At 67.1% G+C, this 18,083-nt stretch carries 16 protein-coding genes; 4 read left to right on the top strand and 12 right to left on the bottom strand.

Going from position 1 to position 18,083, the window contains the following annotated elements; translation table 11 throughout:
• Positions 1 to 25 precede the first annotated feature (25 nt).
• From nrdF to ACYVKI_RS04995, 7 genes are all read right to left on the bottom strand, one after another.
• The gene (gene nrdF, locus ACYVKI_RS05025; protein ID WP_460689213.1) at positions 26 to 1,018 is read right to left on the bottom strand and encodes a class 1b ribonucleoside-diphosphate reductase subunit beta; all 993 of its coding nucleotides are present in this window, start codon (positions 1,016 to 1,018) and stop codon (positions 26 to 28) included.
• A gap of 495 nt (positions 1,019 to 1,513) precedes the next feature.
• The gene (gene nrdE, locus ACYVKI_RS05020) at positions 1,514 to 3,697 is read right to left on the bottom strand and encodes a class 1b ribonucleoside-diphosphate reductase subunit alpha (RefSeq protein WP_460689212.1); all 2,184 of its coding nucleotides are present in this window, start codon (positions 3,695 to 3,697) and stop codon (positions 1,514 to 1,516) included.
• The gene (gene nrdI / locus ACYVKI_RS05015) at positions 3,688 to 4,182 is read right to left on the bottom strand and encodes a class Ib ribonucleoside-diphosphate reductase assembly flavoprotein NrdI (protein WP_460689211.1); all 495 of its coding nucleotides are present in this window, start codon (positions 4,180 to 4,182) and stop codon (positions 3,688 to 3,690) included. Before nrdI ends, nrdE begins: the two co-directional genes overlap by 10 nt.
• 131 nt (positions 4,183 to 4,313) lie before the next feature.
• Positions 4,314 to 4,562: a glutaredoxin-like protein NrdH gene (gene nrdH, locus ACYVKI_RS05010; RefSeq protein WP_460689210.1), complete on the bottom strand. Its 249-nt coding sequence runs from the start codon at positions 4,560 to 4,562 to the stop codon at positions 4,314 to 4,316.
• Positions 4,563 to 4,992: 430 nt separating this feature from the next.
• Entirely contained in the window at positions 4,993 to 6,057 is a 1,065-nt protein-coding gene (locus ACYVKI_RS05005; RefSeq protein WP_460689209.1) for a zinc-binding dehydrogenase, read from the bottom strand.
• The gene (locus ACYVKI_RS05000) at positions 6,057 to 6,881 is read right to left on the bottom strand and encodes an SDR family oxidoreductase (protein WP_460689208.1); all 825 of its coding nucleotides are present in this window, start codon (positions 6,879 to 6,881) and stop codon (positions 6,057 to 6,059) included. Before ACYVKI_RS05000 ends, ACYVKI_RS05005 begins: the two co-directional genes overlap by 1 nt.
• A gap of 11 nt (positions 6,882 to 6,892) precedes the next feature.
• Positions 6,893 to 8,284: a GntP family permease gene (locus ACYVKI_RS04995; RefSeq protein ID WP_460689207.1), complete on the bottom strand. Its 1,392-nt coding sequence runs from the start codon at positions 8,282 to 8,284 to the stop codon at positions 6,893 to 6,895.
• A 202-nt stretch (positions 8,285 to 8,486) separates the two neighbouring features.
• On the opposite strand from ACYVKI_RS04995, the gene ACYVKI_RS04990 reads away from it, so the two are divergent.
• Positions 8,487 to 9,176 carry a FadR/GntR family transcriptional regulator gene (locus ACYVKI_RS04990; RefSeq protein ID WP_460689206.1) on the top strand — a complete coding sequence of 230 codons (690 nt, stop codon included), beginning with the start codon at positions 8,487 to 8,489 and terminating at the stop codon, positions 9,174 to 9,176.
• A 79-nt stretch (positions 9,177 to 9,255) separates the two neighbouring features.
• Here the strand turns inward: ACYVKI_RS04990 and ACYVKI_RS04985 are convergent, their stop codons facing one another.
• Positions 9,256 to 10,194: a phosphoglycerate dehydrogenase gene (locus tag ACYVKI_RS04985; RefSeq protein ID WP_460689205.1), complete on the bottom strand. Its 939-nt coding sequence runs from the start codon at positions 10,192 to 10,194 to the stop codon at positions 9,256 to 9,258.
• 8 nt (positions 10,195 to 10,202) lie between these two features.
• On the bottom strand, positions 10,203 to 11,651 hold the full coding sequence (locus tag ACYVKI_RS04980; protein WP_460689204.1) for a gluconokinase: 1,449 nt from the start codon (positions 11,649 to 11,651) through the stop codon (positions 10,203 to 10,205).
• A gap of 132 nt (positions 11,652 to 11,783) precedes the next feature.
• Here ACYVKI_RS04980 and ACYVKI_RS04975 point away from each other — a divergent pair, with 132 nt between their 5' ends.
• Together ACYVKI_RS04975 and ACYVKI_RS04970 are read left to right on the top strand one after the other, a co-directional pair.
• Positions 11,784 to 12,092, top strand: a complete 309-nt coding sequence (locus tag ACYVKI_RS04975) for a beta/alpha barrel domain-containing protein (protein WP_460689203.1) — start codon at positions 11,784 to 11,786, stop codon at positions 12,090 to 12,092.
• A complete protein-coding gene (locus tag ACYVKI_RS04970) occupies positions 12,067 to 12,420 on the top strand; it encodes a bifunctional 4-hydroxy-2-oxoglutarate aldolase/2-dehydro-3-deoxy-phosphogluconate aldolase (RefSeq protein WP_460689202.1) in 354 nt (117 codons plus the stop codon). Before ACYVKI_RS04975 ends, ACYVKI_RS04970 begins: the two co-directional genes overlap by 26 nt.
• A 45-nt stretch (positions 12,421 to 12,465) precedes the next feature.
• On the opposite strand, the gene glpK is transcribed toward ACYVKI_RS04970, so the two are convergent.
• The 3 genes from glpK to ACYVKI_RS04955 form a co-directional block, all read right to left on the bottom strand.
• A complete protein-coding gene (glpK, locus tag ACYVKI_RS04965; RefSeq protein ID WP_460689201.1) occupies positions 12,466 to 13,983 on the bottom strand; it encodes a glycerol kinase GlpK in 1,518 nt (505 codons plus the stop codon).
• Between the two features lie 118 nt (positions 13,984 to 14,101).
• Complete coding sequence (locus ACYVKI_RS04960; protein ID WP_460689410.1) at positions 14,102 to 14,836, bottom strand: MIP/aquaporin family protein; 735 nt, start codon at positions 14,834 to 14,836, stop codon at positions 14,102 to 14,104.
• Positions 14,837 to 15,046: 210 nt separating this feature from the next.
• Positions 15,047 to 16,771 carry a glycerol-3-phosphate dehydrogenase/oxidase gene (locus ACYVKI_RS04955; protein WP_460689409.1) on the bottom strand — a complete coding sequence of 575 codons (1,725 nt, stop codon included), beginning with the start codon at positions 16,769 to 16,771 and terminating at the stop codon, positions 15,047 to 15,049.
• A gap of 160 nt (positions 16,772 to 16,931) precedes the next feature.
• Between ACYVKI_RS04955 and ACYVKI_RS04950 the strand changes: the two genes are divergently transcribed.
• Positions 16,932 to 17,918 (top strand): sugar-binding transcriptional regulator, encoded by a 987-nt coding sequence (locus ACYVKI_RS04950; protein ID WP_460689200.1) that lies wholly within the window; start codon positions 16,932 to 16,934, stop codon positions 17,916 to 17,918.
• The last annotated feature ends 165 nt before the right edge of the window (positions 17,919 to 18,083 follow it).

Raw genomic sequence — 18,083 nt, 5'->3', positions numbered from 1 at the left:
CTCGGCCCGTGACTGCGCTGTCACCTCAGAAGTCCCAGTCCTCGTCCTCGGTCTCCACGGCCGTGCCGATGACGTAGGAGGAGCCGGAGCCCGAGAAGAAGTCGTGGTTCTCGTCGGCGTTGGGGCTCAGTGCGGAGAGGATCGCCGGGTTCACGTCGGTGACGTCCTTGGGGAACATCGCCTCGTAGCCCAGGTTCATCAGCGCCTTGTTGGCGTTGTAGTGCAGGAACTTCTTCACGTCCTCGCTGAGGCCGACGCCGTCGTAGAGGTCGTGGGTGTACTGCACCTCGTTCTCGTAGAGCTCGAAGAGCAGGTCGAAGGTGTAGTCCTTCAGCTCCTGGCGGCGCTCCGGAGTCTCGGCCTCCAGGGCCCGCTGGTACTTGTAGCCGATGTAGTAGCCGTGCACCGCCTCATCACGGATGATCAGACGGATGACGTCGGCGGTGTTGGTCAGCTTCGCGTGGGCGGACCAGTGCATCGGCAGGTAGAAGCCGGAGTAGAAGAGGAAGGACTCCAGAATGGTGGAGGCTACCCGCTTCTTCAGGCCGTCGGCGCCATGGTAATAATCCATGACGATCTGGGCCTTGCGCTGCAGGTTCGGGTTCTCCCGGGACCAGCGGAAGGCGTCGTCGATCTCCTTGGTGGAGCACAGCGTGGAGAAGATCGAGGAGTAGGACTTCGCGTGCACCGACTCCATGAAGGCGATGTTCGTGTACACCGCCTCCTCATGCTGAGTCAGCGCATGCGGGATGAGCGCCACCGCACCCACGGTTCCCTGGATGGTGTCCAGCAGGGTCAGCCCGGTGAAGACCCGCATGGTCAGGGTCTGCTCCTCCGGGGTGAGCGTCGCCCAGGACTGGACGTCGTTGGACAGCGGCACCTTCTCCGGAAGCCAGAAGTTGTTGACCAGACGGTTCCAGACCTCGCCGTCCTTCTCATCCGGCATCCGGTTCCAGTTGATGGCCTCGACGTGGTCGAGCAGCGTCGAGGAGGTCGTCGCAGAGGCTGAAGTGGTCACTTGAGGCTTACTTTCTGTCTGGTCTGCGCGGGCTCGGGGTGGAGCCTCCGCACGCGGAGGCTCCACCCCTTCTTGATTGTCAGTCTACTAACGACGCTCAGTGGTAGTCGTCCTGGGGCTCCGCTTCACGTGGGTCTTGGTCACCCAACGTCCCGTGATTGCAGAACGGTAGACAGTTCGCTTCTTGGCCATAGGAGTCACCTCCTCTCAGGCCGTTTGTCGAGCTGCCTTCCTGGGCACTTGTCAGCGCTCAGGCTTGACAGTAATGCGCACACGCTTCGGGCGCACGCGAATGGTGCGCCGGATCCGAATCTTCTTCGGCATACGCCACCTCCTTCCTGGCGTCACGCCGGGACGGAGGGCCGTTCGACAACGGCCTGCTGGCTCCTTTAGAATCGAGCACGACTTCTAGCAAAGTCTCGAGCTCGGTTCTATCCCGGGCTTCCTTTTGGGGGACCGTGTTCGCGCACGGTCCCCCAAAGTCTTTTCTGGGTCTCACAGCATGCAGGACACGCAGCCCTCGACCTCGGTGCCCTCGAGCGCGAGCTGGCGCAGACGGATGTAGTACAGCGTCTTGATGCCCTTCTTCCACGCGTAGATCTGAGCCTTGTTGATGTCGCGCGTGGTGGCGGTGTCCTTGAAGAACAGCGTCAGCGACAGGCCCTGGTCCACGTGCTGCGTGGCGGCCGCGTACGTGTCGATGATCTTCTCATACCCGATCTCGTACGCGTCCTGGTAGTACTCCAGATTGTCATTGGTCAGGTAGGGGGCCGGGTAGTACACACGCCCGATCTTCCCCTCCTTGCGGATCTCGATCTTCGAGGCCACCGGGTGGATCGAGGAGGTCGAGTTGTTGATGTAGGAGATCGAGCCGGTCGGCGGCACGGCCTGCAGGTTCTGGTTGTAGATGCCGTGCTCCATCACCGAGGCCTTCAGCTCACGCCAGTCCGCCTGGGTGGGGATGTGCACGTGGCTGAACAGCTCGCGGACCTTCTCGGTAGCCGGCTCCCAGATCTGCTCGGTGTACTTGTCGAAGAACTCTCCCGAGGCATATTTCGAGTTCTCGAATCCGTCGAACACCTCGCCCTTCTCGATCGCCAGCCGGTTCGACGCCCGCAGCGCGTGGAACAGGACGGTGTAGAAGTAGATGTTCGTGAAGTCGATGCCCTCTTCCGACCCGTAGAAGACCCGCTCACGGGCGAGGTAGCCGTGGAGGTTCATCTGGCCGAGGCCGATCGCGTGCGAGCGACGGTTGCCGTCGGCGATGGAGGGGACCGACTGGATGTCCGACATGTCAGAGACTGCCGAGAGTGAACGGATCGCCGTCTCGATGGTCTGCCCGAAGTCCGGGGAGTCCATGGTCCGGGCGATGTTCAGCGAACCGAGGTTGCAGGAGATGTCCTTGCCCACGGTCTGGTATCCGAGGTCAGCGGTGTACTCGCTGGGCTCGGAGACCTGCAGGATCTCGGAGCACAGGTTGGACATGGTGATCCGACCCGCGATCGGGTTCGCCCTGTTCACCGTGTCCTCGAACATCACATACGGGTATCCGGACTCGAACTGGATCTCGGCCAGCGTCTGGAAGAACGCCCGGGCGCTGATCTTCGACTTGCGGATGCGCGCGTCGTCGACCATCTCGTGGTACTTCTCCGTCACCGAGATCTCGCTGAACGGCTTGCCGTAGACGCGCTCGACGTCGTACGGAGAGAACAGATACATGTCCTCGTTGCGCTTCGCCAGCTCGAAGGTGATGTCCGGGACGACGACGCCGAGCGAGAGGGTCTTGATGCGGATCTTCTCGTCCGCGTTCTCCCGCTTGGTGTCCAGGAACCGGTGGATGTCCGGGTGGTGGGCGTTGAGGTAGACCGCGCCGGCGCCCTGCCGAGCCCCCAGCTGGTTGGCGTAGGAGAAGGAGTCCTCGAGGAGCTTCATCACCGGGATGACGCCGGAGGACTGGTTCTCGATCTGTTTGATCGGAGCGCCGTGCTCGCGGATGTTCGTCAGCGACAGGGCCACTCCCCCGCCGCGCTTGGAGAGCTGCAGCGCCGAGTTGATGCCGCGGGCGATGGACTCCATGTTGTCCTCGATGCGCAGCAGGAAGCAGGAGACGAGCTCACCGCGCTGTTTCTTTCCGGCGTTGAGGAAGGTCGGGGTCGCCGGCTGGAAGCGCCCGGAGATCATCTCCTCCATGATCCGGCTGGCCAGCTTCTCCTCACCCCGGGCCAGGTGCAGGGCCACCATGCAGACCCGGTCCTCGAAGCGCTCGAGGTATCGCTTGCCGTCGAAGGTCTTCAGCGCATAGGAGGTGTAGAACTTGAACGCGCCCAAGAAGGTCCGGAAACGGAACCGACGGGCGTAGGCGTCGTCCCAGAGCCGGTTGATGAACTCCCGGCTGTACTGCTCGAGGGTCTCGACCTCGTAATAGTCCTTCTCGACCAGGTACTTCAGCTTCTCGTCCAGGTCATGGAAGAACACCGTGTTGGTGTTCACGTGCTCCAGGAAGTACTGCCGAGCCGCTAGCTGGTCGGCCTCCAGCTGGATCTCCCCGTCGGAGTTGTACAGGTTCAGCATGGCGTTGAGCTCGTGATAGCTCAGCCCCTGCCACTGCGGGGGCAGCTCCTTGGCCAGCGGCGGTTCACCGGCGGCGCCCTGCTGCGCGTCCCGATCGTTCAACGGCATGACTGCTGTTTCCAAAACTCTTCCAATCCCTGGTGGACGGTGGACACGTCGTCCTCGGTGCCCATCAGTTCGAACCTGTACAGATGAGGGACCCCGCATTTCGCCGCGACGATGTCGCCGGCGAGGCAGTAGCTCTCATGGAAATTCGTGTTGCCCGCACCGATCACCCCGCGCAGCAGATTCCGGTTGGACTCGACGTTGAGGAACTTGATGACCTGCTTCGGCACCGAGCCCTTGCCTCCGTCGGCCCCGTAGGTGGGCAGGATCAGGACGAAGGGTCGCGTCGCGTGCAGGGTCTCCTCCTGCGTGCGCAGCGGGAGCCTGGCGACCTCCTCGGTCGGCAGACCCAGCTTCTCCACGAATCGATGGGTGTTGTTGGAGACCGAGGAGAAGTAGATCAGCGAGGCCGAGGTGCTGCGCGCCGACGGCACATCCTCCGACCCTCCGCCTGCGCCTCCGGAGATCTCCGTGGCTGCTGCGGTCATCGCTGGTGCTCCTCGATGCTGCTCATCCTGCTCCGGTGCTGCTCCGTGGGTGCTGAGCTCGGTGCGCCCTGAGCCTCCGCTGTGTGGAAGGGCTGTGCGGGGGGGGCGCTCCGCTGATCGCGGAACGAGCCTCAGGCGACCGAGGTGGCCTCGACCCGGGAGGCCAGGCCCGAGATCTTGTCCGGGCGGAAGCCGGACCAGTGGTCGTCTTCGGTGATGACGACGGGAGCCTGCATGTACCCCAGGGCACGCACACGCTCCAGGGCCTCGGCATCCTGGGAGATGTCGACGGAGCGGTAGGTGACGCCGTTCTTGTCCAGGGCGCGGTAGGTGGCGTTGCACTGGACACATGCGGGCTTGGTGTAGACGGTGACGGACATGGTCCTCCCCTTCTCTCCCGCCCTCGGCGAGGGCTGGGCGTCGTCATCGGGTGTTCCTGCGGAAGCGATGCTTCAATACTACATCTTGGGTCGCCGCATGGAAGTCACCACTAGATGCTGTACTCACACCAGTGTAGTTCCTCCACCGGGGAGTGCACAGCCCCTGTGGAGCGACTGATGCCCGAGATCATGCGGATCCACGGACACCCGCCCCCACCAGTCCACACCTGTGGAGATCGACTCCTCCACCGGAAGCATGATTTTTCTCATCGCGTGTCGCGGCGTGTCGCCCACTCGAGAGGTCGAAGATGTGGCCGTCGGCGCCGGGTCGACCGCAACATGTAGTGCCGCACCCCTCTGGCGGCAGGTCGGTGAGGGCCTCTCGACGCCCCGGCCGAGCAGGACACCGGGCCCGCGTCCGACGCTCGGCTCAGCCCCAGTAGGCGCTGATCACCTTCCCCGAACGCTCGGCATCCCCGGCTGCGGCGAAGAGCGCCTCCGGATCCCCCGGATCCAGCTCGTGGGTGATCACCTGTTCGATCTGCGGTCGACGCGCAAGCAGGTCCATCGCGGCCTCGATCTCCTCATCGAACCGGAAGGTGCCCACATAGCGCACCTCCTTGGCGATCACCGGCGAAAGGTCCATCGGTCGCGGCGTCGTGGGCACCATGCCCACCTGGACCACGACTCCGGCGGGGCGGACGGCCTGCAGCGCCGCCCCGATCGAGGCCGCGGTCCCGGAGCACTCCAGCACCACGTCGAAGGTGTTCTCCGGCAGCGCCTCGACAGAGACGTCCACCGTGCGTCCCGCACCCTGCTCGACAGCCCGCCCCAGCGGACCGGGCAACACATCGGCGGCGGTGACCGACTCCGCGCCGGCGTCGACGGCGGCGGCCACCGCAAGCAGGCCGATCGGACCGGCTCCGGCGACCAGCACCTTCGCGCCAGGCAGCCGCGCCCCCACGGAGGTCGCCTGGGCCATGCCGTGCAGCGCCACGGCCAGCGGCTCGGCCAGCACCGCCCGGCGCACCGGAAGATCCGGCGGCAACGTGCGCACCATCTCCTGCTCGACGACCAGGAGCTCGCTCAACGCCCCCTGCGTATGCGGCCAGGTCGACGCGCTGCCGAGGTACGAACCTCCCGGCCACAGATGCGGGGACTCGGCGAACCGGTCGTCCCGCACGCCGAATCGGGCCGGATGCACGGTGACCGGCGTGCCCGGCGCCAGCTCCCCGGAGGGATCGCTCTCCACGACACCGGAGAGCTCGTGGCCGGGAATCAGCGGCTCCCGCATCACGAAGGCCCCGTTGGCCCCCGCGGAGTAGTAGTGCAGATCCGAACCGCAGAGACCCACATGGTGGACAGCCAGGCGCACCTGACCCATCCTCGGGGCGGGGACCTCGATGCGGCGCACGACCGCCCGCCGCGCCGCCTCGATGACCAGCGCCCGGACCTGGCGGCTGCTCGAACCCCTCGGCCTGCTCTGCTCCTGCATCAGACCACCGCCGTCATGCCGCCGTCGACGAACAGGTTCTGCCCCGAGACGAAGCTGGAGGCCGAGGAGGCGAAGAACAGCAGCGCCCCGAAGAGCTCGTCGAAGGAACCCCAACGACGAGCCGGCGTCCGGTTGATCAGCCAGGTGTTGAAGCCCTCGTCCTCCACCAGCGCTCGGTTCATCTCTGTGGCGAAGTATCCCGGGGAGATCGCGTTGACCTGGATGCCGTGGCGGGCAAGGTCGGCCGCCATGCCCTTGGTCAGCTGGACGACCGCCCCCTTGGTGGCCGAGTACGGAGCGATGGTCTCCCGGGCCAACAGCGACTGGACCGAGCCGATGGTGATGATCTTGCCCGAACCGCGCTCCACCATCCCCGGCACCACGTGGCGGGAGACATAGAAGACGCTGTCGAGATTGGAGGCCACCACCGCGTCCCAGTCCTGCGGGTCGAAGGTCTCGAAAGGCGCCCGGCGCTGCAGCCCGGCATTGTTGACCAGGATGTCTGGCACGCCGTGGGCGGAGACCAGCTCCTCGATTCCGGCCCGGACCTCGTCGACGTCCGTGACGTCGAACCGGATGCTGGCCGCCTCGTGCCCGGACCGGGCGGAGGCCTCCCGACAGACCTCCTCAAGCGCCTGTACGTCACGACCATGGACGATGACCCGGGCGCCGGCGTCGGCCAGCGCCAGCGCCAGGGAGCGACCGAGTCCGCGGGAGGAGCCGGTCACCAGGGCCAGGTGGCCCCTGACATCGAAGAGACCTGGCGTCAGCCCTGGAGCGGGTTCGGCACCGGGATCGCCGGTGTGCTGTTGCTCGTTGCTCATGATGTTCCTCCTCAGAAGGCTCCGGCGGCCAGGTAGACGACGCCGACCAGCAGGAATCCGACGACCGACTGCAGTGCCTGCTGGACGGTCCAGGTCTTCAGCGTGGTCTTGACGTCCATCCCCATCAGACGGCCCACCAGCCAGAATCCGGAATCGTTGACGTGCCCGGCGAAGACCGATCCTGCCGCGGTGGCCAGCACGATGCAGGCCACCTGCAGCGGACTGAAATCACCGGCGAGCACCGCCGGCGAGGCCAGTCCGGCGGCCGTCACCAGGGCCACTGTGGCCGAACCCTGCGCCAGCCGCAGGGCGACGGCGATCAGGTAGGCCGCGACGATCACCGGCAGACCGACGCCGCTGAGGGTGTCCGCCAAGGCATCGCCGATGCCGGAGGCCCGCAGCACGCCGCCGAACATGCCGCCGGCTCCGGTGATCAGGATGACGGAGCAGACCGGACCCAGCGCAGAGTCCAGCAGCTTCTCCAACGCCGTGCCGTGCTCGCCACGCCGGTGGCCGAGCACCACAGTGGCCACGATGACGGTGATCAGCAGCGCCATGGCAGAGGTGCCCAGGAAGGTCAAGGTCTGGACCCAGACGTCCTCCTCGCTGACCACGCCCACGGAGGCGAGGCTGTTCAGGCCCGTGTTCAGGAAGATGAGGAACATCGGCAGCAGCAGTAGCCCGATGATGGTGCCCACGCGCGGCGGGTTCTGCGGCGGATCCTCGTCGACGTCGCCGAACAGACTCGGCACGGGCACCATGATGCGCTCACCGACCATCCGGCCCCAGAAGGCGCCGGCGATATACCACAGCGGATAGGCGATCACCAGGCCCACCAGCAGGACCAGTCCCAGGTTCGCCTCAAAGAACTCACTGGCCGACACGGGTCCGGGATGCGGCGGCAGGAACACGTGCATCACGGAGAACGCTGCGGCGGTCGGGATGCCGAAGAGCAGCACCGAACGGTTCCCCGAGACGCGGCGAGCCACCGCGAAAACGATGGGCAGCATCATCACCAGGCCCGCGTCGAAGAACATCGGAAACCCCAGGATCAGGGAGGCGATGCCCAGCGCCAGGGGCGCCCGACGCTCACCGAAGGTGGAGACCATGCGATCAGCCAGCGCCTGGGCGCCGCCGGAGTGCTCCACCAGACGGCCGAGCATGGCGCCCAGTGCCACCAGAATCGCCACGGAGGCCAGGGTCGAGCCGAAACCGTCCATGAGCGTGTCCGTCAGGGCAGTCATGGGGACCCCCGCGACGATCGCGGTCAGCGCGGAGACCACGACCAACGTGATGAAGGCATGGACTTTGAAGCGGATGATGAGGATGAGGATGAGAGCGACCGCACCGACCGCGATCGTCAGCAGCGGGGCGGTGCCCAGCGTCTGGGTCCAGGTGTCCATGTGAGTCTCCTGTGATCTGCGAGGACATGGGGACGGCGGGGCAGAATCGTGGCCTGCCTCACACGTCGTGATCGATCAGAGCCTGCCATATAGATCACATTTTTTGCAAGCACTGATCATATGTTTGGGGGTCTGCCCTCGCCGGCCCCCGGGTGTCCTAGTGTGGTGAGGGTCAGCACCCTCGCACCTGAAGGCAGGCCCCGTGGCATCACACGACACCGTCCTCGACCACCTCGGACGCCGGATCGCCGGCGGCGAGCTCTCCCCCGGCACCGTGCTGACCCTGGCCGGCCTGGAGACGGAGTACGAGGTCTCCCGCACCGTCATCCGCGAGGCTGTCAGGGTGCTCGAGGCCAAGGGGTTGGTGTCCTCGAAGCGTCGCATCGGCGTCACGGTGAACTCGATGGACAGCTGGAACGTCCTGGACCCCGGTCTCATCCGCTGGAGACTGCGCAGTCCGGCACGCGCCCAGCAGATCGTCGCGCTCACCGAGCTGCGCCTGGCCGTGGAGCCGGCGGCAGCTCGGCTCACCGCCCTGCGCGCCACCGAGGACCAGCGAGCGCGGATCGGCCGACTCGCCGCCGAGCTGCAACGGCTCGGCGACGCCGGTCGGGGGGACAGCCCCGAGTATCTCGCCGCTGACATCGCCTTCCATGACTGCCTGCTTGAGGCCTGCGGGAACCTCATGCTCACCGCGATCAAGGAGCCCATCGCCGAGGTGCTGACCGGCCGTCAGGACGCGGGACTCACCCCGGCCCGCCCCGTGCATGAGGCGCTGCACAACCATGTCGAGGCCGCAGAGGCCATCGTGCGCGGGGATGCCGAGGCGGCTGAGCACCATGTGCGCGGCTATGTGGAGGCCATCCTCGTCGAAGTGCGCTCCTATCGGTGAACCGCGCATGCCGGATCCGATCCGGGACGGGCCTGGACACCCAGACGACCACGAAGCGCCCCCGGGGGACTCGAGCCGCTCAGACCACCCGGTGACGGCACGGCTCTCCGGCCAGCAGGGCGAGCAGGTTCTCCACCGCAGTCTCGGCCATCCGAGCCACCGCCTCGGCCGTCTGTGCTCCGCTGTGCGGGGTGGCCACCACGTATGGGTGCCCCACCAGGGGCGAGCCCTGCGGCGGCTCGGTCTCGTAGGCGTCCACGGCGACACCGTGCAGTCGGCCCACCTCCAGGGCCTGGCGCGCCGCCTGTTCGTCGAGCAGTCCCCCGCGGGCGGTGTTGACCACGATCGCCCCTTGGGGCAGCAACGCCAGGCGGCGGGCGTCGAGCAGGTGATGGGTACCTTCGGTCAGCGGCACATGAAGGGTCAGCACATCGGCCCGGGCACAGACGTCGTCGATGGTGCCGGGGACGATGCCCAGCTCGTTGATCTGATCCGCCTTCAGCGCGGGGTCGCAGCCGTGGACCTCCATGCCCAGCCCCGCGGCGGCCCGGGCGACCTGCCGGCCGATGGCGCCCAGCCCGATCACCCCGAGACGCCGACCACTCAGTTCGATTCCATCGGCCCGTGGCCACTGCCCGCGCGCCACTGCCGCATCGAGGTTCGGGATGCGGCGGGCGACCGCGAACATCAGTCCCAGGGTCAGTTCGGCCACCGACTGGGAGTTCGCCCCGGGCGCATTGGCCACGGCGATCCCGGAGGCCCGAGCCGCGTCGAGCGCGACCCGGTCGGTGCCGACCCCGTAGCGGGAGATGGCCCGCAGTCGGGGCGCGGTGGTGAGGACCCATCCGGTGTACCGGTCCAGTCCGGCGAGGACGCCATCGACATCGGTCAGGTGCGCGATGAGCTCCTCCTCCGTCAACGGACGCCCGCAGGGGTTGACCACCACCTCGGCTCCAGCCTCCACCAGTCGGCGCAGCGCCGGAGCATCTGGGGTGCGACTCAGGGACGTGGGAGTCACCAAGATCCTCATGCAGGCCCCCTCAGGATCCCCTCGGCCGGGCTGGTGCGGGCATACCCCTCGAGATAACGGTCGAACTCGACAGCATGGCGGCGTGTGCGTTCCGGGTCCGGGGAGATCATGGCCCGGCGAGTCTCCGTCAGCGCCGGTTGTGTCACCGGCAGGCCGGCGGCCCGCAGCGCCATCTTCACCGCGCCGACCGTGGAACTGTGCTGCAGCGCCGACAGCTCCATCTCCCGGCCGAAGACGTCGGCGGTCAGCTGGGTCCAGAACGGCGAGGACAACACCCCGCCGGAGAGGATGATGCGTTCGGGCACCCCGTTGAGGGCGATGAGTTCGCGATAGCAGTGATAGAGGGAGTACGTCACTCCGTGCAGCACCGCCTGATACATGTCCATCCGATCGTGACGCGGATGCAGCTCCAGGAACCCCCCGCGGCGCTGGTCCTGCCAGCCGGGGCAGCGCTCCCCGAAGAGGAACGGCATGAACAGGGGCATGTCTCGGTCATGCGGGCTGAGCATCGGTTCGATCTGACCGTAGGTCATGGAGCCGCCGAACAGCTGGTCCTTGGCCCAGTCGACACAGTTGGTGCACCCGGAGGCCGCCGCCCCGGAGAGCCAGCCTGTCGGCGACCGGTAGGCCCAGGTGCTCATCCTCTGGGAGAGCGCGGGGGAGTCCACGGAGAATCGCAGCGCCCCGGAGGTGCCCATCGAGAAGGTCATCTCTCCGGCGGCAGTGGCGTCCTCTCCGACCTGATTGAGCCCCCCGTCGGGTCCGGGAAGTACCACCGGCGTCCCGACGGGCACACCGAGCATGTTCGCCGCCTCGGGAGCCAAAGGGGCGCTCTCCTCTCCGTGGTGGAGTTCAGGCAGCAGGACCCCTTCGAGTCCGAGGCGGCTGATCACCTCGTGGTCCCAGTCCTCGGTCGCCGTGCTCAGCAGCCCGGTGCCGGAGGCCTGGGAATAGGACGTCCAGACGTGGCCCGTCAATCGGGCGAAGGTGTAGCTGTTCTGGTCCATCACCAGGCTCCCGGCGACCTGCATCCCCTGGCGCCGCAGGAGCATGAGTTTGAAGGCCGGATAGATCGCGTTGACCATGCATCCGGTGCGCCCATAGAACCACCGGGTGAACTCCTGATCAGCGCGCAGCTCGGCGCAGAGGTCCTGGGCCCCGGTATAGGGCCACTCCTGCACTGACGTGATCGGCGCGAGATCCGGCTCACGCAGCGTCATCCCGTGCCAGGTGCCGGAGAGGGCGATCATGTCGACCGCCCGGCCGGCGGCGGCCTCGGCCCCGAGCTGCACCAGCTGGACGAAGATCCCCTCCGCCTCGCGGACGGCCGGATCCTCTCCCCCGATGACGAATCGACGGGTGCGGACAGTCACCTCCTGGGTCTCGGTGTCGAAGAGCATCGTCTTCGCCGAGGTGGTGCTTGCTTCTAGGGCCAGGATGAGCATCCGTCTCGCCTCCGGGGTCGACGCTGAGGGTGGAGGCGAGCCGACCGAGGCGGCACCGCCTGCCGCCAATGATATGATCATTTCGTCGAAAAAGTGAACCCGGACACGTCTCCTCCCGGCGGAAGGACCCCGATGCGGTCAGTGTTCTCCCAGCTCGCCGTCCACGGCATGGTCCCCGTGGTGACGGTCGACGCGGCCGATCAGACCCGCGCTCTGGGCCGTGGACTCGTGGCCGGCGGACTTCCCGTCGCGGAGATCACGTTCCGCACTGAGGCGGCCGAGGCCGCAGTCGCCGAGCTGAGCCGGAACCCCGAGATGCTGGTAGGGGCTGGCACGATCCTCACGACGGAGCAGGTGGACCGCGCCGCGGCGGCGGGAGCCCGATTCCTGGTCTCCCCCCGGCCTCTCGCCCCGCGTGGTGGAGCGGGCCCGCAGCCATGACCTGCCGGTGATCCCTGGAGCGGTCACCGCCACGGAGGTTCAGGTCGCTCTGGGTCTCGGAGTGAGCACCGTGAAGTTCTTCCCCGCCGCCAGCTGCGGCGGTCCGGCCGCCGTGCGCGCGCTGGCGGCCCCCTTCCCCGAACTGCGCATCATGCCCACCGGCGGTGTGACTCCGGAGAGCCTGCCGGACTACCTCAGCCTGCCGAGCGTGCTGGCAGTCGGCGGATCATGGATGGTGCCGCAGGAACTCGTCGCCGCTCATGACGAGGCCGCGCTGGCCGAGCAGGCTCGGCACAGCGCGGCCCTGGTCGCGCAGATCCGCGGCTGAGCGCGGCAGGCTCAGCTCAGTTCAGAGGTCAGCTCAGAGGTCAGCTCAGCCCTCGACATCCCCATCCACCCAGTCGAAGGACCGGGTGACCGCTTTCTTCCAGAGCCGCAGCGCCCGCTCCCGATCAGCCGGCTCCATGCTCGGCGACCAGCGCTTGTCCTCGGCCCAGTTCGCGGTGACCTCCTCCGTGCCCTTCCAGAAGCCCACGGCCAATCCGGCGGCATAGGCCGCCCCCAGCGCAGTGGTCTCGATGACCTGGGGGCGAACCACGTCCACCCCCAGGATGTCGGCCTGGAACTGCATGAGGGTCTCATTGACCACCATGCCGCCGTCCACCTTCAGCTCCGTCAGTGAACGACCGGCGTCCTCGTCCATGGACTCCACGACTTCGGCGCTCTGGTAGGCCACCGACTCCAGCGCGGCGCGGCACAGGTGGTTCTGGTTCACGTAGCGCGTCAGCCCGACGATCACACCCCGCGCCTCGGACTTCCAATAGGGGGCGAAGAGCCCGGAGAACGCCGGCACGATGTAGGCCCCGCCGTTGTCCTCGACCTTCTTGGCCTTCTCCTCGGACTCCGGGGCCGAGCTGATGATTCCCAGGTTGTCCCGCAGCCACTGGACCAGCGATCCGGTCACCGCGACCGCCCCTTCGAGCGCGTAGACGGTCTCCTCCTCGCCGAGCTTATAGGCCACCGTGGTCAGCAGCCCGTTGTCCGAACGGACCGCCTCAGTACCGGTGTTCATCAGCATGAAATTGCCGGTGCCGTAGGTGTTCTTGCCCATGCCCGGTTCGAAACAGGCCTGGCCGAAGGTCGCCGCCTGCTGGTCCCCCAGGATTCCGGTGATCGGTGTGTCGATCAGCAGCCCCTGCTTGTGACCGTGGCCATAGACCTCGGAGGACGACCGGATCTCCGGAAGCATGGAGGTCGGGACCCCCATGTCCGCGCAGATCTCCTCGTTCCAGTCCTGAGTGTCGATGTTCATCAGCATCGTGCGCGAGGCGTTGGTGACATCAGTGATGTGATTGCCGCCGTTGGGGCCGCCGGTGATGTTCCACACCAGCCAGGTGTCCATCGTGCCGAACATGAGGTCTCCGGCCTCGGCCCGCTCGCGGGCCCCCTCCACGTTGTCGAGGATCCAGCGGATCTTCGGTCCGGAGAAATAGGTCGCCAGCGGCAGGCCGACCCGCTCCTTGTAGCGCTCCGGGCCGGCATCTCCGGCCAGCTCGTCGCAGATCTTCTGCGTGCGGGTGTCCTGCCAGACGATGGCGTTGTAGATCGGCTCACCGGTATGCCGATCCCAGACCGCAGTGGTCTCCCGCTGATTGGTGATGCCCACGGCCGCCAGGCTGTGACGGTTGATGTTGGCGTCCGCCAGGGCCAGACCGACGACCTCGCGGGTGTTGCGCCAGATCTCGAGCGGGTCATGCTCGACCCAGCCGGCCCGCGGCAGGATCTGCTCGTGCTCCTTCTGCCCGCTGCCGACGATCTGGCCGCCGTGGTCGAAGACCACCGCGCGGGTCGACGTCGTGCCCTGGTCGATGGAGAGGACGTAGTCGTTCATGAGGGGTGTTTCCTTCCCAATGGTGGGTGGGGTGTCTGTTCAGTTCCTATCCGACCGCCACACCGGCGACCGGATCAAGGGCCCGTCGGCTGCGTCGGGGCGCCGACCGGCCGTCGCTTCAGGCGCCGAGCAGCGGAAGCACCTGAACGGTGGTGCCGGCGAGGACCGCACCGAGGATCGGCCCCACGATCGGGACCCAGGAATAGGCCCAGTCGCTGGAGCCCTTGTTGCCGATCGGCAGCAGCGCGTGGGCGATGCGGGGACCGAGGTCACGGGCGGGGTTGATGGCGTACCCGGTGGGCCCGCCCAGCGAGGCACCGATGCCGACGACGACCAGCGCCACAGCCAGCGGACCCAGCTCGGCGGGCGTCTCGCCGAACATCAGCACCAGCAGGACCAGCACATAGGTGCCGATGACCTCCGTGACGACGTTCCACCCGTAGGCCCGCTTCTCCGGACCGGTGGAGAACACGCCCAGGATCTTGCCAGGGTCCGTCTCGTCGTCGAAGTGCTTCTTATACGCGAGCCAGGCGCCCACCGCGCCCAGGAAGGCGCCGATCAGCTGCGCCGAGAAGTAGGCGAGCATGTTCTGCACGTTGACCGCGATGCCGGGGGCGAACTCCTCCGCTCCGGAGGCCATCAGCCCGACGGTGACGGCCGGGTTGATGTGCGCACCCGACCCGTAGGCCACGTAGACACCGGCGAAGACGCCGAGTCCCCAGCCGAAGTTGATCAGGAGCCAGCCGCCGCCCATCCCTTTGGTGCCGACCAGGATCGCGTTGGCGACCACGCCGGCTCCCATCAGGAGAAGCATGGCCGTCCCCATGATCTCGAACAGGAAGATCGTTTCCATCATGTCCTCTCAGTGTGTATTCATCGTTGAATGCAGTGCGAATGATGTGCCCATCACGCTCTTGATTTCCTCGTCATGTCTGCCGCCCAGTGGCCCGCATCACACTCCGCAGCGGATACACCACTGCCCGCCCCTGGCGGGGCAGATGTGATGCGATCAGTCCAAACCCTGGCCGACCCTGGCGGGCCCTGGCCGGCCAGGGCCCGCCAGTCAGCGAGGCACGTAGTCCGGGGTGGCCGCGGCGACCAGGGCCGCAGCCTCGGCATCGCTGCCGGACCTCTCGGCCGCCAACTGAGCCTCCACCACGCCGGTGAACGCCTTCCTCTCACGGTCGATGGCCGCCTCGTCCCAGCCGAGGATCGGGCTGACCAGGGAGATGACGGTCTCCATCGCCTCCAGGCCGCGGTCTTGGACCTCATGGAAGACTCGGGTGCGACGCTCCAGCAGGTCCTCCATATGCAGGGCCCCCTCGGCGCGGGCCGCGTAGACGAACTCCACTCGAAGGTGCCCGCCGGCTGCCGGGACCTCCTGGCCGAGCGAGGCATCCTCGTCCACCAGGGCGAGCAGCTCGGAGAGCAGGGAGCCATAGCGGTTCAGCAGACGATCGACCGTCTCATCGGACCAGCCGTAGTCCCGGCCGATCTCCGGAGCACGTGACTCCCACTCGCTGTAGCCCTGCGCCCCCAGCAGAGGCATCGCATGGGTGAGGCTCTCGCGGTGGACCTGGCGTTCCCCCAGGGCGAAGGAGACAGCGTCCTCTGCCATCACCCGGTACGTGGTGAGCTTGCCGCCGGCGACAGCGGAGAGCCCCGGGGACAGCTGCATGACCGTGTGCTCTCGCGAGACCTTGGAGCTCTTGGACTCGTCGGTGGCCATGGGCTGCAGCAGTGGGCGCAGACCTGCCCAGGTGCCGATGACGTCAGCGCGGCTGAGGTCCGTCTCGAGCACCGCGTTGGCGTGCTCGAGGACGTAGTCGATGTCCTCCGACGTCGGCGCCGGAGCATCGATGTTCTCGTGCCAGGCAGTGTCGGTGGTACCGATGGACCAGTAGTCCCCCATCGGAATGATGAACAGGACCGACTTCTCGGTCTGGGTGATCACCCCGACATGATCGTCGGCGGCGATCCGGTCCTTGGGCACGGTGATATGGATCCCCTTGGAGGCGAGCACCTTCAGCCCGGACGAGACTTCGGCGGCCTCCTGCTGCCGACCCGTCCAGACGCCGGCGGCCAACACCGTCTCCCGCGCGTGGATCTCCAGGCGCTCCCCGGTCTCCTTGTCGCGCACCGCCACGCCTTGGACAGGGGCGCCTTCGGCGTCGGCCTGCGAGGAGCCAGCACCTTCGGGCGCCTCGGCCCGCAGATAGTCGATCACCTCGGTGCGTGTGGCGATGCGGGCGTCGAGACTGTGCGCGCTGCGCGCCAGCGTCATCACCAGCCGCGCGTCGTCGACCTGCGCGTCGTAGTACTCGAGGGCGCCGACGAACTTGTCATGGTCCAGACCGGCGAACCGCTGACGCAACCGGCTGCGCGAGAGGTGGCGATGGAAAGGCACCGGGCGCTTCTCCCCGGGACGCATCGACATCGCATCATAGAGCGAGACCCCCGAGCCGATGAAGGCACGGTCCAGCACCCTCTTCTCGAAGGGAAAGACGAACGGCAGGGCCCTCACCAAGTGGGGAGCCGTGTGCTTGAGCAGCAGATCCCGTTCACGCAGCGCCTCGGCGACGAGCTTGAAGTCCAGCATCTGCAGATACCGCAGACCCCCGTGGACGAGCTTCGAGGAGCGGGACGAGGTGCCCTGGGCCAGATCCTGAGATTCCACCAGCCCCACACGCAGGCCCCGCGTGGCGGCGTCGAAGGCAGCTGCCGCGCCGACGACGCCTCCGCCCACGACGAGGATGTCCAGCGGCTCCTCGGGACTGGTCGCGGCCATGACGTCCAATGCCTCACGGCGGGACTCTGCGCTGAGCGGCTCTGCTCTCACCGGATTCTCCTTGTCACATGGACGGTGATGTGGCACCTATCTCACCCGGCGAGGCGCATCTTCTCAAGGAATCTGCACAAACGTGCAGAAATGAGGCATACTGCGGCGTATGAAGCCCACCTATCGGGAGAAGGCCGAGTATCACGCTGCACGGATGTATTACGGGGAACACCGCACCATGCAGGCCGTGGCCGCCGAGCTCGGCGTCTCACGCTCGACCGTCTCCCGACTCCTGAACCAAGCCCGGCGGGAAGGCATCGTGCGGATCTCGCTGCATCCTCCCGTCGACCGGCCCAGCACCTTGGAGCATCGCATCGGGGAGCTCTACGGAGTCCGCGCCCATGTGGCCGCCTCCGAGCGCGGCGACGCCCCCGCCCGCCGCAGCGACTCCGTCGCGGTGCTCGCGGCCGGCCTCATCGACCGGCTGGTGCGACCCGACTCGGTGATCGGCGTCGCCTGGGGGCAGACCATGACCTCCGTGGTGGCCCGGTTGAACCGCCGCGAGGTGCCGGACCTTCACGTGGTCCAGCTCAACGGAGCCGTCAATTCGGAGCCTGAGGGCATCGGCGCGCCGCTGGGCACCGGCATCGGCGTCGTGGAACGGTTCGCCGCCGCCTATGGGGCCCGAGCCCACGTCTTCGCCGTGCCCGCGTTCTTCGACTATGAGGAGACCAAGCGCGCCCTGTGGCGTGAACGCTCCACCCGCAGGATCCTCGACATGCACCGCCGAGCTTCGCTGGCGGTCTTCGGCGTCGGGACCTTCGCCGAGGGTCAGCCCTCCCAGGTGTACTCGGGCGGGTACCTCAGCCGCGACGACCTCAACGCGCTGTCTGCCGAACACGTCGTCGGAGATGTGTGCACCGTGTTCCTGCGGGCCGACGGCAGCTGGGAGGACATCGCGCTGAACCGCCGGGGTTCCGGCCCAGTGCCCACGGAGCTGACCGATGTGCCGCGGCGCATCTGTGTGGTCAACGGTCCCCACAAGGTTCCGGCGCTGCGGGGAGCGCTGGCCGCCGGCCTGGTCACCGATCTGGTGCTCGACCAGGTCTCCGCCGACCGGCTGGCCTACGGGGGCTCCCAGGACCAGGGCGCCTGAGTGAGCTGATCCGACAGCCGGATCCGACAGCCAGATGCAACCCGAAAGGTCACGATTCGATCTCAGGCGTCGAGTCGATCGCCGGTGTGGAGGAACTTCACAGGTGGAGCTTCTAGGGTCGACAATCGAAGGGGTCGGGTGGCACCGGCTCGACCTCCCCGGCGT

Source organism: Nesterenkonia suensis (assembly GCF_054782935.1).
Note: the sequence above shows the minus strand (reverse complement) of the source record. Positions and strands in the feature narration are given on the sequence as shown.